Consider the following 14,124-nt stretch of genomic DNA (forward strand, 5'->3'; position numbering starts at 1 on the left):
GGCATCTAATTCAGAGGCGTCAACAGTTCTCCCTCTGGACTGAAGAGAAGCACATACCAGTTGTTGCCGACTCGGGTTAATGCCGGTACTTCGTCATCCCGGTAGTTTTCGAGGTCCAGTATTGCAGAGTCATCGGACGCAAGCTGGTAGCGCCAGTTGTTTCTGAATTCCGATTCTTCATCTTCCGTCTCCGGTTCTGGAACCAGCGATACCCGGGCAGCGATGCCCTGCTCCATTCCGGACACCACACCGCCGCTGGCGAAGTCGCCGTTGGTGGTACCAGCCACAACTATGTCGTCATCGAAAGCAGCCAACCCATGAAATGCCTCACTGGACTGGTCGTCTCCGTCATTCAGAGTGAAGGCCCGACTGATACTCCCAGCGGCTGAATATCCCAGCAGGAACCCGGCGGCACTGGAAAGTGCCTCCCTTTCCAGAACGGGCTCGTCCTCGTCCTGCTCCAGTACAGAATAGGATCCATCGCTGGCACCAATCAGCCAGAGCGTGCTGCCGGTATACAGTCCGTTGGAAACCGGTTCATCGCCAGTGGTGCCAACCTGTTTGACATCAAGTTCGCTGGTGGCACTGGAGGCGTTAAAGAAGAAGGCATCAATGCCGCCGATGACTGAAGCGCCTTCCACAGATCCCGCGGCCGAACCGAACAACCCGGGGTTCACAGATTCTGTGCTGCCGCCGGCAACGCGGTCATCGGCTGCTGAGCCGGCCTGACGGGTCCAGGCAACCGCAGGCTGCTGTGTATTGCCGTCCAGTTCGGTATCGATTCGCTGCAGGAAGCTGTCCCTGCCGCCAGATCCCTGCTGCTGATCAAACACACCTTCCGTTTCCCCGGCCAGGATGACATAGCCGGTGTCCCGGTTGATTCCGGCCCAGCGGACCTGATCATCAGCACCCGTTCCGGTCCGGATGGTCCAGGTGGGAACGTATTCGCCACCGTTGGTGGCGGAATCAAACCAGTAAAGCGATGTCACTGAATCCAGACCGCCCAGACCGGACGTTCCCGCCACCGACTGATCAGTGCTGTAGGCAACGACAAATTCGAACCGGTCCACCTTGGTCCCACCCTGGGTCACCTTCCGCTGCACCACGTTAATGACCGGATCCGGTGCGATCAGGCTGTCACTCGCAGAGGATATGTCAACCTGCTGCAACTGGTTGCCTCGTTGGTCAAAAATCCGCACCAGCACCCTGTCGTTATCCTGGGTGTCGTAGCCGGCAACGAACAGCCTGCCGTCATGGCCCATCGAGATGTCTGTGGCCATAAAGCCGTCGCCAGGGTTCAGAGCGAGCGGAGACGTCAGCTCGTTGAGGCTGACCCGGATCAGGTTTTCAGCCTCCGCCCTGGCATAATCCTCGCGACCGGTCTGGAAGTTCTCGTTGAGGCCCAGCAGGATAAACCGGTCGCTGAAGGCCGGGTTGGTATAGCCGGCCTCCGGTACCCGAATCCGGAAAGGCACTTCATCGGTCCCTTCAGAAAAAATCAGTTCGTCATTCTCAACCCAGTTTCCGTCTTCCAGTCGCTCGATAACGAACTCGGAGTCAAGACGTGCGGTGGAGTCTTCGGTGTGGCTGAGCTTCGCAAAAATATCCCGGTCTCTGTCTCCTGAGAGTCTCGCGACGTATTCGCGCACAGCACCCACGTTCAGCGTATCCCTGCCGCCACCGTTTACAGTTTCCAGCGACAGAACCGGCTCGTTGTCCTGAATGGACAAATTGGTAACGACACCACCGTTACCGCTGCCAAGACCGGCCAGACCGGATCGCACCTCTGTCAGGGCCAGGCGAAGGGATTCGACGGGCTCGGCAAAACTGTCCTCGACCACCTCCAATGGCAGATAGCACTCGGTAATACCCGGCTCAAGTGTGATCACGCCGCGCGTATAGAAGCCCTGTTCATCAAGCTCATAGTCGATATAGTCCAGCTCGCTTTCCCCCGTCTCATCGCGAGGCAATGAACTGTTGCTGCCCAACCCGACAATGTCCGTGCCGAGGATGGCATCCCCCGCATTGGAGGCACTGTGATCGCAGTTCTGGTGTGGAGGCGAGAATCCGACGTCGCAGCTGGATGCGTCATAGTCAGACAAAAGCTCAAAGGCTACCGCTACCCGGGTTACCGACGGTTGATCCAGGGTAACCTTGACGAAGACGCGGCGCGTCGGAAGTGTCAGCTCCCTGGTACCGGATACGGAGCCGTCATCGCTGTAGAGATTGATGGTAACGCTGTGCTCACCCTCGGTTTCAAGATTGGGCAAGGTACATTGTTCACGGTTACTGGCAGGGATTTCCGGGCTTTCACCTTCCGTAAACGGCTCTGCATCCAGAGACATGACATTGTATTTCACATCAATATCGAACGGCTGGGCGCCGGCCATGCGGCCGTCGGTTGTTACCAGATTGATGCCTTCGGTCTTGCCCAAATCCGCTTCTCCTCGACTACCGCCGGTGAGACCGGGGACACCGCGCATAATGATGCCCTGACGGGCCTTGTTACTGGTGTCCTCGAGCGCCAGCCAGGACGGCGCATTGGTCAGGGAATAGTCAAGGATATCTTCGCCACCGTAGGCCCCGAAGTTGTAGAAGTATTCAACACCGAGATAGGCGAACACCGGGGGTACGCCAAGGATTGTGGGCTGGTCGGGATCCTTTTCCGTCTTGCACGCAGCAAGCCCCAGTGAAAGCAGGGCCAGAACGGCAAGTTGGCGAACAGGATGAATGCGGGAGTGAAAATCGGCGCCCATGAAAAAATCCGTTTCAATCGTTGTTGTTATGGCAGCGACCGCCCGGATGAAACATGAACACCGGGCGGTTTACACACCGTTACAGAACAACGCCATGGTAGCCAATTTGATACACAGGGGATCTGCGCGAGTTCTCAGATTCGGTTAGCCCGCGCCCAGGCCGTGCTCTTCCAGCAACGCCACCAGCCCGGCTTCATCAAGAACAGGTACCTCTAACTGTTCAGCCTTGGCCAACTTGGAACCGGCGGCCTCGCCAGCTACAACGCAGGCCGTCTTTTTGGAAACGCTGCCGGCCACCTTGGCTCCGAGGGATTCCAGCTTCTCTTTGGCTTCGTCCCGTGTCATTCCGGCAAGCGTACCGGTCAGCACCCAGGTCTGGCCTTTCAGAGGCTTCTCTCCCTCACGGACTTCCTCTTCCTGCCACGTCACACCCGCTTCACGCAGGGCATCCAGGGTTTCGCGATTGTGGGTCTGCTCGAAAAAGCTACGGATATGGCCCGCAACGATCGGCCCGACATCCGGAACCGTCTGAAGGCTCTCTTCATCCGCTGCAGCAATGGCCTCCAGAGTTCCGAAGTGGCCCGCCAGGGCTTTAGCGGTGGCCTCCCCCACCTCCCGGATACCAAGGGCATACAGGAACCGCCAGAGCACGGGGTTTCTGGCCCGATCAATGGCAGCCACCAGATTGGCCGCCGACTTTTCTCCCATTCGCTCAAGCTTCACCAGGTCGTCGGTAGTCAGGCGATACAGATCGGCAACGGTTTCCACCATGCCCTGATCCACCATGATGTCTATCCACTTGTCTCCCAGGCCTTCAATATCGAGGGCTTTGCGGGAGGCGTAGTGGCGAATGGCTTCCTTTCGCTGCGCGGGGCAGAACAGGCCGCCGGAGCAGCGGGCAACGGCTTCGCCTTCGATCTGGATAACATCCGAATCACACACCGGGCACTGTCGGGGCAATTCTACTTCCCGGGCGCCTGAGGGGCGTTTTTCGGCCACCACTTTGACGACCTGTGGTATCACATCACCGGCGCGGCGAATGAAAACGGTATCGCCGATATGGACATCCAGGCGGCGAATTTCGTCCATGTTATGGAGGGTGGCGTTGCTTACCGTCACACCGCCCACAAACACGGGTTTTAACCTGGCAACCGGGGTAACCGCGCCAGTACGACCGACCTGGAATTCCACGTCCTCGATAACCGTGAGTTCCTCCTGAGCCGGAAACTTCTGGGCAATCGCCCAACGAGGGGCCCGGGATACAAAACCAAGGGCCTTTTGCTGATCAAGCCGGTTCACCTTGAAGACGATACCGTCGATTTCGTAGGGGAGACCGTCCCGTTTGCCCATCAGCTCGCTGTAGGCTTCGAGGCATTCCTCCGCGCCCCTGGCCTTGCTCATCTCGGGATTAATACGGAAACCCCAGCTCTGGACTCTCTTGAGCCCCTCCCACTGGGTATCCGGCAAGAGGCTTTCGTCGGTTACCGCAACGCTGTAGGCACACATTTCGAGAGGGCGCCTGGCCGTTACCGTCGACTTTTTCTGCCGGAGGCTGCCGGCCGCCGCATTACGTGGATTAACGAAGGTCTTCTCGCCACGCTCCGCCAGGCGCCGATTAAGCTGCTCGAAACCGTCCTTTGGCATGTAGACTTCGCCGCGGACCTCCACCAGATCGGGCACGTCGTCGCCACGGAGCTTGAGCGGCACCGAGGGAATGGTTCGGATATTGGCGGTTATGTCCTCCCCGGAATAGCCATCCCCCCGGGTGGCGGCGGTAGTCAGGGCGCCATTCTCGTAGTGCAGGCTCACCGCCAGCCCGTCCAGCTTCGGTTCACAGACATACTCCACGTCCTCAGTGATACCGAGCCGATCTTTTACCCGCCGGTCAAAGTCACGAAGTTCGTCCTCGCTGAAAGCATTGTCCAGCGACAGCATGGGCAGCCTGTGCACTACCTCCTCAAAGCTGGTTTCCGCGGCGCTGCCAACCCGCCGCGTGGGCGACGTGTCCGAAGCCAACTCCGGATAATCGGTTTCCAGGGCCTGCAATTCCCGGAACAGCCGGTCGTATTCCGCATCTGGAACACGCGGGTCATCCAGCACGTAATAGCGGTAGTTATGGTCATCAATCGCCGAACGGAGTTCTTCAACATGCTGAATGATGTCGGGCGTGGCTTTGCTCATGGACTGGCACTCTCGTCTCTCAAAAAAATGCCCGGAACAAACCGGGCATCTGGCCGTCTTTTACCGCCTGGTTTCAGACTCGCTGGGAACGTTGCTTGCGCTCGAACTCCCGAATCCTCTGACGGCAGTGCTCGATTGTTTGAGGGGTCATCACACTCCGGCGCTCATCCTTCAGCTCGCCACCAAGGTTACGAACCACGGCCTGGGCTGTCTCAAGCATGAAGTCAAACGCCTGCAGCGCATTGGTGGGCCCGGGCATACTCATGAAAAAACTGATACCGGGCGTGGCCAGGGTCGGCATATCGCCCGGCTTGAACGTGCCGGGTTCCACGGCATTGGCAACACTGAACTGGACCGGGCTGGTGGTATCGGACTCCTCGTGTCGATGATAAATGTCCATGTCACCATGCTCTAGACCACAGGCTTCGAACAACTTCTTCAGGGCAACCCCCTTGAAATCTTCACCGCTCTTGGCAAGAACATTGATCACAATCACTTCCCGGGCCTCAGGGCGATTCGCACCTGCCAGCGGCTGACCACTGACCGCTCGGGAAGGTTCACGCCGTGCCGTATCTTCCTCTACTTCGGTTGTCACCGTAGGCGGGACTGCTTCCACCTCATCTTCGATGGCCCCCCAACCTGATTCGAGCTCGCTTTCTTCAGGCTCATGACTGGACAACCCGAAATCGGGATCCGACTCAACAGGTTCATCATGATACCCGGCAGCCGGTTCGCTTTCCGGCCCCGGATGCAGATCCGGTTCTGGTGACTCCCGATGCTCTTCCCTGGCAGCAGCTGTTACCGGGCGGGTCGGTTTGGGTTTCGGAGAACCAAATCGGCTGGGCTTTTCACGCTTTACATAGCCACGCTCTTCAAGTGTGTCGCGGGAGATGGTTCGTGCGCCGCCGTTCGGCAACTCCGGGTTGTACTCGTCATCGAGTGGCGAATCCTCGAGCTCATCGGCGCCCATGCCCGATGAGATTGCCATGGATTCCTTCCGGGCACGCCGCATGCGGCGCACGCCATCAATGACAATGCCGATAATAACCAGGGTACCGATGGCAATTAACCATTCCCTAAGTGACATAGTGCTGCTGTCCTGTTTGCAGATCCCGTAACGTTGCTACTCTAAGAAAAGCCCGTAATGAATACAACGCACACCCGGGCCAGATGGCGTTATTGTCATGGTCGCCTGAATTCTGAACAGCCTCAAGCCTCTGCGAGAGCCGCTGCCTCGTCGACATCGACCGACACCAGGCGCGAACACCCCGGTTCATGCATGGTTACGCCCATCAACTGATCCGCCATCTCCATGGCAATCTTGTTGTGGGTAATGTAGATGAACTGAACCTGCTTGGACATTTCCTTGACCATGTTGGCATAGCGACCCACGTTGGCATCATCCAGCGGCGCATCCACCTCGTCCAGCATACAGAAGGGTGCCGGGTTGAGCTGGAAAATCGAAAACACCAGTGCGATTGCCGTGAGGGCCTTTTCGCCGCCTGACAGCAGGTGAATGGTGCTGTTCTTCTTGCCCGGCGGCCGCGCCATGATTGCAACGCCGGTTTCCAGAAGATCTTCACCGGTAAGCTCCAGGTAGGCGTTCCCGCCCCCGAACACTTTGGGAAACAGAGCCTGCAGACCACCGTTCACCTGGTCAAAGGTTTCCTTGAAACGCTGCCGGGTTTCCCGGTCTATTTTCCGTATGGCGTTGTCCAGTGTTTCCAGGGCTTCCATCAGGTCTTCATGCTGGGAATCCAGGTAGGTCTTGCGCTCACTCTGAACCTGATATTCCTCGATGGCCGCCAGGTTAATCGCGCCCAGGCGCTGAATTCGGTTGCCGATTCGCTCCAGTTCGTCTGCCCAGTCTTTTTCATTCGCACCCTCGGACAACTGGGCGAGGATATCCTGAAGCTTTACGTCCAGCTCCTTGAGCTGATCGACATGGTTCCCGGAACGGATTTCCAGGGCCTGGGACTCCATTTTCAGTTTTTCGAGTCGGGACCGGACTTCCTGAATGCGATGATCGGTTCCGCTTCTGCCCTGTTCCTTTTCCCGCACTTCCCGATCAATCTCTTCCAGCGCGTCGCGAGCAGCGCCCAGCTTTTCCTCTTCCGCCAATCGCCGGTCCAGCAGCCCTTCGAGCTGCATCTGCAGGTCTTCGATGGGCTCTTCGGCGCTTTCCCGGGACTCCCTCAGAATCTCCAGGCGCTCGTCGATACGCTCTTTCTGCAACTGCATCCGATCAATCGTCTGCCTTAGGCCGTCACGTTGACTGTGCAGGGTCTGCAGCTGAAGCTGCAGCTGATGCGCGTGGTCACGGTCGTGCCGGGCCTCCTGGCGAAGCCGGTCCAGGCTTTCGCGCAAGGTATCGCGCTGCTCCAGCAACCGCTCTTTCTCTTCATCGCTGTCTTCGGTGGAAGCCAGCGCCAGTTGCCAGTCTTCCCGGGCATCCTGAAGACTCTCTTTCTGGCCCTCGAGGTTTTCGGACACGTCCTGGATATCATCCCGGATTCGCTGCAGGCGGGCATCAATCTGCTCGGCACGTGCTCGCAGGCCGCTGACCCTGGACGCCAAGGCGCTCAGTTCACGGTCTGCTTCGCTAAGACGGGTCTGGGCCTCATCCCGGGCTGCTTCCGAGCGTTCTGCCCGCTCCTGAAGCTCTTCCAGACGTTCGGTAGCCGCCTGCAGCGCCTCCTCCGCCTCGGCCAGTTGCGCCGTCAGTTCGGTCACTTTCTTCTGCCGCTCAATCACCCCGACCTGGCCGGCGTCAGAGTCCGGCATCAGGACCCACTCCCGGGATATCCAGACTCCCTGGGGTGTCATCAGGCTTTGACCGTCCCGAAGCCCCGATCGCATACCCATGGCGTCGGAGACGGTTTCTACGGTATCGATGCCGCGAAGCAGCGAGGCAATTCCCGGCACGCCGGATACCTTCGCCGCCAACCCGGAACGCTCACTGCCGTCTGTGGCTTCTGCCTCCACCAGCGCCAATCCCTTTGGCGCTTCTTTCATGGCGGATGAGAGCTGACCAATATCGGGAAGGCAGAGGCCCTGGGTAAAACGCCCGATAACCTGTTCGACAGCAAACTCCCAGCCATCGGTAATCTGAAGCTGACTGGCCACCCGGGGCATATCGCTGAGGGCGTTCTGTGACAGCCAGGATTGCAGAACATCATCCCCGGCCCCCATCTGCTCATCCAGAAGGGATTGCTGGGACTCCAGGGACGCACGAAGGCTCTGGACCCGTTGGCGTTCTTCAGAGAGCGCCTGCTCGGCATCACGCTGTTGCTGCCGGGCTTCGTAGAGCTCGTCCTGAACGGATGCAATCCGTTCGGCCGCCTCTTCGCGCTTCAGCTCCAGGGTTTCCTGCTGTTCCAGCAGTTCTTCAAGCTCGGCGCGGTCCATCTGACCTTCCAGCAATTCCTGTTCGTCCTGAAGCTTACGCTGGCGGGCCAGCAGTTGCTCAATGGCATCCTCAAGCGAGCGGATTCTGGACTGGGCCAGCTCTGCCTGACGCCGCGCATCCGACGAACGGGCACTGAAGTCTTCCCACTGGTGCTGCCAGTCGCTCATGGCGTCTTCGGCCTGCTGCAACTTCTCACCAGACTCCTCGGAGCGTATTGCCAGCGCTTCCTGCTCCGGCTCGATCATGTCGAGTTCTTCCTGGATTCCCGCAAGCTTGTCCTCATCCTGCTCCAGCTCGCGGGCCAGTTCTCTCTGGTTCGCCATGGCCTGGTCCAGCTCCGCCGCCATTTGCCGGCTGCGTTCACGCTGGTGTTCGAGGCTCTGCTCAATGCGGGCGATATCGGCCCCGGCTTCGTAGTAGCGTGCCTGTGCCCGGTTGAAATGCTCGGTCCGTTCCTGGTGATTGTCGCGCAGGGATTCCAGGGAGGTCTCCAGGCTGACTCGCTCGGTGAGGTATTTCTCGAGCTCGAGCTCGGTATCCCGGATCTTGCCTCGCCAGGCTTGCAAGTCATTGTCGAGGGATTGCCAGCGAAGCACAGTCAGTTCGGCTTTTTTCTGGCGCTCTTCCTGCTTGTAGGCCTTGTACTTTTCGGCTGCGGCTGCCTGACGCTCCAGGTGTTGCAGTTGGCGGCCCAGCTCTTCCCTCAAATCGGTCAGACGCTCCAGGTTTTCCTGGGTCCGACGGATACGGTTCTCCGTTTCCCGGCGCCGCTCCTTGTATTTTGAAATGCCGGCCGCTTCTTCAATATAGATTCGAAGCTCTTCCGGTTTTGCCTCAATCAGCCGGGAAATCATGCCCTGTTCGATAATGGCATAGCTCCGCGGGCCGAGACCGGTGCCGAGGAACAGGTCGGTAATGTCGCGACGCCGGCACTTGGAGCTATTCAGGAAATACTCGGACTGCCCTTCCCGGGAAACGCGGCGGCGAACGGAGATTTCGTTGAATTTCACGAATTCACCAGGCGCGGAACCATCGCTGTTATCAAACACCAGTTCGATGGAGGCCTGTCCCACAGGCTTTCTTGCACTGGAACCGTTGAAGATAACGTCTGTCATGGATTCGCCGCGCAGGTACTTGGCGGAGCTCTCCCCCATGACCCAACGCACCGCATCGATGATGTTGGACTTGCCGCACCCATTGGGGCCGACCACGGCCGTCATGTTGGAGGGGAACGGAACCGTGGTGGGATCTACGAACGATTTGAAGCCGGACAGTTTGATGGACTTCAGCCGCATATCAGGCGCTCGCTTCCTGCCGGAGGATCGTCAACACCTGCTGCCGCTGGTGCTCCCCAAAGGCCTGGATAACGGCTTGCAGCCGCTCAGTGTCGTCGTTGACGGCGGCGTCCGCCAGCTGCCGAAAGAAGGTGGCAGTTTCACCGACTTCTTCCCGGAAGTGCTCCAGCGCCACGAAATAGGTGCGGCTGATGGCCGGTCGGAAATTCTCGAGGGTTTCTTCCAGAAACGGGTTCTCGACCAGGCCGTAGGCGTAACGCATAACCCCGAAACCCGCATCAATAACCTGCTCGGCGGCGTCGGCGCTGGTGGCGTTCAGGGCATCAATGACTGCCTGCAATTCACGGACCTGGCCCATGACACCGCCAAGCTCCCTGCCGGACCAGCGCTCAAGTACCTTGCGCCCCAGCATGCAGAGGAGGTCGATATAAATGTCGTAAAGGCTGTTAACGCTTTCTGGCGTCAGGCTGGAGACCACGGCACCCCGCCGGGGGAAAATCTCGATCAGATGGCGGCGTTCCAGAATGAGCAGGGCTTCCCGAACGGAACCACGGCTGACATTCAGTTCTCCCGACACCTTCAATTCCTGAATGCGTTCGCCGGGCTTGAGATCTCGCGTGATGATTCGCTGCCCCAGATGCTGGGCAATTTGTTCAGACAGACTTTCCGGGGCCTGAAACCTCATAAAGTTGGTCACTCATTCCTGAAGACGGCACGATTTCAAACGCAGAAGTTTACCACAGGGAATCTATAGCCCCACCCCTTGTCTGACATTTTGCACAGCTCAGGAACATCGCGGCAAATCACTGCCGGTTTTTTGACGGCAAATTAGAAACGACAGCCGAAAAATCAGAAACCAAGTGATTTTAGCCTCGTTACTCGCTGTTTTTGTTCGTTTTTTATGACTGGGCACGGTTTCTGCTTTGCAGACGCAAAGCACTGTAAACTTCTGCGACAGAGTGAACCGTAGTGAAAAACATACCGTCGATCCATCAGTCTCCTTCCCAGCCCCAGAAACTGGCTGCGCTGCGTCAGGCACATCAGGACTGGAACAACACGCCGGATGTACTCACCAGGCTAACACGCCGGCTGTCCACCACCCTGTCGCTGGAACAGCAGCTGGCGATCCTGGCCGAAGAGCTGGTCGCCATTGTTCCTTTCAGTGCGCTCAACTACCGGCACCGGATCGGTAAACAGGATTTCGTCTATGCCACAGGCATGGGGGGGCCACACCGCTGCGAGTACCGGCTGAGCCTTGAAGGTGTCAATTATGGGACTCTGGTACTTCAACGTCGGCAGAGGTTCTCGGAACAGGAGCTGGAAGGCGTCGAGATGGTTCTGAGTGCGGCGATCTGCCCGATTCGCAACGCCTGTCAGTACGTGGCCATTGAACAGGCATCCCTGACAGATTCCTTGACCGGCATACCCAACAAACGCGCCCTGGACGACGCTCTGCAGCGCTCCAGCCTGTTATCGGAGCGCCACGGCGAGCCCTACTCGCTCGTCCTCTGCGATCTGGATCACTTCAAGACGGTCAACGACACTCACGGCCATGTGGTTGGCGACCATCTCCTGCAAATGGCAGCATCCGAAATCGAGAAGGCAATCCGCACATCCGATTCTGTCTACCGCTTTGGCGGCGAGGAGTTTGCTATCCTGCTCCCGCATACCTCGGAGCATGATGCAAGGGATGTAGCAGAGCGAGTTCGCGAAGCGATCGCCGCTATCCGGGTTGATGGCGGAGAGAAGGAACTGAAGGTCACAACGAGTTGTGGCGTTGCCACCTTTCTGCCCAAGGAGGCGCCCCAGGCCTGGCTGGCAAGGGCGGACGAGGCACTCTATCGTGCCAAACACCAGGGCCGTAACTGCACCCGGGTGTTTGCCACCATTTCGTAACGATCAGCCCCGGGGCGTCTTGCTTCGGGCTCTCTCTGGCCTGGGAGCACGCCCGGCCGGTTTGGCGGGCTTGGTGTCGCTGACAGCCCACTTGTTGCCAGGGGTTTTCTTGCCGGAGCGACCAGGGCTTTTCCGCCTCTGGCGGTCGTGGGCCGCTTTCTCATTTGGCGTTTTCTGCGGAATCTCAACTGCTTCGAGACCCACCGTGCGACTCAGGGTGTCTACTGCCCGCTGATCCAGCTCTTCCCATTTTCCCACGGTCAGCCTGCTCGGCAGGAAGATCGGCCCGTAGCGCACGCGTTTCAGCCGACTGACGCGAACACCCTGGGATTCCCAAAGACGACGCACTTCCCGATTGCGCCCTTCCAGCAAGGTCACATGGAACCACCGATTTATACCGCTACCGCCGGCCGGAGAGATATCGGTGAACTTGGCCATGCCATCTTCCAGGAGAACGCCCTGACGCAGGCGTTCGATCATCGCGTCATCGACTTCCCCGAAGATCCGCACCGCGTATTCCCGATCAATCTGGTTGGACGGGTGCATCAGGCGATTCGCCAACTCTCCATCTGTGGTGAAAAGCACCAGACCCGTGGTATTAATATCCAGCCGTCCAATGGAAATCCACCGGTGCTCCTTCAGACGTGGCAAACGATCAAACACCGTCGGCCGCCCCTCAGGATCCTTTCGAGTGGTAACCTCACCTTCCGGCTTGTTATAGATCAGTACCCGGCGCATCACTTCCGCCGCACCGGACACTTCCAATCGCTTGCCGTCGAGTTCGAAGCGATCCTCAACCGTCGCTTTTTGCCCAGGCGCCACAGGTTGCCCGTTGACCAGCAGGCGGCCGGCTTCCATACAGCCTTCAATTTCCCGGCGCGAACCGATGCCCGCGCGGGCGAGCAATTTCTGAATACGCTCTGGCCCACCCTGGCTCGCGTTGTCCTTGGCTGGTCTGGCTGGTTTGTTGGGGCGTTCTGCCGCCATGAAATCAATCCTTAGTATCTGACTGACACCCGAATGGCGTCAGTGAAGTGTCTGGCTCGAAGATTCGTCGTCGTTCTCGGCAGTCGTTGATTCAAACTCGATCTCCGCCTGCATGTTCTTTTCAATTTCCCGGCCGATCTCTTCTAGATCGCGGACTTCATTCAGGGGCGGCATCTGATCCAGGCCCGTGAGGTTAAAGTAGTCCAGAAACTGTTTCGTAGTCGCATACATGGCCGGACGGCCGGGAACATCCCGATGCCCAACGACGCGAACCCACTCTCGCTCAAGCAGGGTGCGAATGATATTGCTGCTTACCGTAACACCCCGAATATCCTCGATTTCACCCCGGGTGATGGGCTGCCGATAGGCGATCAATGCCAGGGTTTCAAGCAACGCCCGGGAATAGCGCTGGGGCTTTTCCTCAAACAAACGCCCTACCCAGGGGGCGAATTCTTCGCGTACCTGAATACGGTAGCCGCTGGCAACCTTCTTCAATTCAAAACCGCGCCCTTCGCAAGCCGCTTCCAGAAGTACCATGACATGCTCCATCACCTGGCGTGCGGGGCGCTCCTCTTCACTGAACAGGTCCCGGAGCTGGTCGAGAGACAAGGGTTTGCCCGCAGCCAGCAGAGCCGCTTCGGCAATCGCCTGTATTCTCAGCAGGTGTTCTTCGTTCATGGTGTCTGATCCGTATTTCCGTGCTTTGAACGTTGGGAGGCCCTAGCTGGCTGCCCTGGCTCGAACATGAATCGGGCCCAGGACCTCGGCCTGGACAACCTCGATCAGCTGCTCTTTGACCAGCTCAAGTGTGGCCAGGAAGGTCACCACGACGCCGAGCCGACCCTCTTCAATCGTAAACAGGCTTTCGAATGTCACAAAATGATCATCCTGAAGCACCGACAGGATTGCGGACATGCGCTCCCGGGTCGAAAGCCTTTCCCGTTCAACATGGTGACTGGTAAACAGGTCTGCCCGCTGAAGAACGCCTTGCAGAGCCAACAGCATTTCCCGCAAGTCTACATCCGGATGGGGCTGACTGGAGGGCATCTTCGGCAGCGCGGCGGAGGCGGCAAAGGTATCGCGCTCCAGGCGCGGTAATTCATCAATGTCCTCAGCAGCCTGCTTGAACCGCTCGTATTGCTGAAGCCGGCGAATCAGTTCGGCCCGGGGATCAACCTCTTCCTCATCGTCGCTTTCCTGTCGAGGCAACAGCATCCTCGATTTGATCTCCGCCAATGTGGCGGCCATCACCAGGTATTCCGCAGCCAGCTCGAACCGCATGGCCTCCACGGCACCGATATAATCCATGTATTGCCGGGTAATTTCGCTGACGTCGATGTCCAGAATGTTCATGTTCTGGCGACGGATGAGATACAGCAGAAGATCCAGCGGCCCTTCGAACGCCTCAAGGAAGACGGCAAGGGCGTCCGGCGGGATGTACAGGTCCTTGGGGAGATCCACCACCGGCTTGCCGGACACCCGCGCCAGGGGCGACTGCTCCGGTGCAGCGTCCTGGGCTTCGGGGGAGGCCTGATCGGTGGATTCTTCAGTCATAACCTTTCACTCCGGGTCGGCGCACTGGCTGTATGCAGGCGGCACC

9 protein-coding genes are annotated in these 14,124 nt (G+C 58.5%); 1 reads left to right on the forward strand and 8 read right to left on the reverse strand.

The annotated features are described in order from the left end of the window. Positions 1-5 precede the first annotated feature (5 nt). From CFB02_RS06700 to CFB02_RS06720, 5 genes are all read right to left on the reverse strand, one after another. Positions 6-2,756 (reverse strand): hypothetical protein, encoded by a 2,751-nt coding sequence (locus CFB02_RS06700; protein ID WP_088557404.1) that lies wholly within the window; start codon positions 2,754-2,756, stop codon positions 6-8. 144 nt (positions 2,757-2,900) lie between these two features. After that, entirely contained in the window at positions 2,901-4,937 is a 2,037-nt protein-coding gene (ligA, locus tag CFB02_RS06705; protein WP_088557405.1) for an NAD-dependent DNA ligase LigA, read from the reverse strand. Positions 4,938-5,010: 73 nt separating this feature from the next. Next, a complete protein-coding gene (gene zipA, locus CFB02_RS06710) occupies positions 5,011-6,024 on the reverse strand; it encodes a cell division protein ZipA (protein ID WP_088557406.1) in 1,014 nt (337 codons plus the stop codon). A gap of 122 nt (positions 6,025-6,146) precedes the next feature. Beyond that, positions 6,147-9,641, reverse strand: coding sequence for a chromosome segregation protein SMC (gene smc, locus CFB02_RS06715; protein WP_088557407.1), 3,495 nt, complete (start codon positions 9,639-9,641; stop codon positions 6,147-6,149). Position 9,642: 1 nt separating this feature from the next. Continuing rightward, positions 9,643-10,326: a GntR family transcriptional regulator gene (locus CFB02_RS06720; RefSeq protein WP_088557408.1), complete on the reverse strand. Its 684-nt coding sequence runs from the start codon at positions 10,324-10,326 to the stop codon at positions 9,643-9,645. A gap of 284 nt (positions 10,327-10,610) precedes the next feature. Between CFB02_RS06720 and CFB02_RS06725 the strand changes: the two genes are divergently transcribed. After that, positions 10,611-11,537, forward strand: coding sequence for a GGDEF domain-containing protein (locus CFB02_RS06725; RefSeq protein ID WP_088557409.1), 927 nt, complete (start codon positions 10,611-10,613; stop codon positions 11,535-11,537). Positions 11,538-11,540: 3 nt separating this feature from the next. Here the strand turns inward: CFB02_RS06725 and rluB are convergent, their stop codons facing one another. From rluB to CFB02_RS06740, 3 genes are read right to left on the reverse strand one after another with little or no spacing between them, the layout of a single operon-like run. Then, a complete protein-coding gene (gene rluB, locus CFB02_RS06730; RefSeq protein ID WP_088557410.1) occupies positions 11,541-12,524 on the reverse strand; it encodes a 23S rRNA pseudouridine(2605) synthase RluB in 984 nt (327 codons plus the stop codon). Between the two features lie 39 nt (positions 12,525-12,563). Beyond that, complete coding sequence (gene scpB / locus CFB02_RS06735) at positions 12,564-13,202, reverse strand: SMC-Scp complex subunit ScpB (protein WP_008174401.1); 639 nt, start codon at positions 13,200-13,202, stop codon at positions 12,564-12,566. 42 nt (positions 13,203-13,244) lie between these two features. After that, complete coding sequence (locus tag CFB02_RS06740; RefSeq protein WP_088557411.1) at positions 13,245-14,078, reverse strand: segregation and condensation protein A; 834 nt, start codon at positions 14,076-14,078, stop codon at positions 13,245-13,247. Between the last annotated feature and the right edge of the window lie 46 nt (positions 14,079-14,124).

Origin of the sequence: Marinobacter sp. es.042, from assembly GCF_900188315.1 — a bacterium.
Classification (GTDB): Bacteria; Pseudomonadota; Gammaproteobacteria; order Pseudomonadales; family Oleiphilaceae; genus Marinobacter.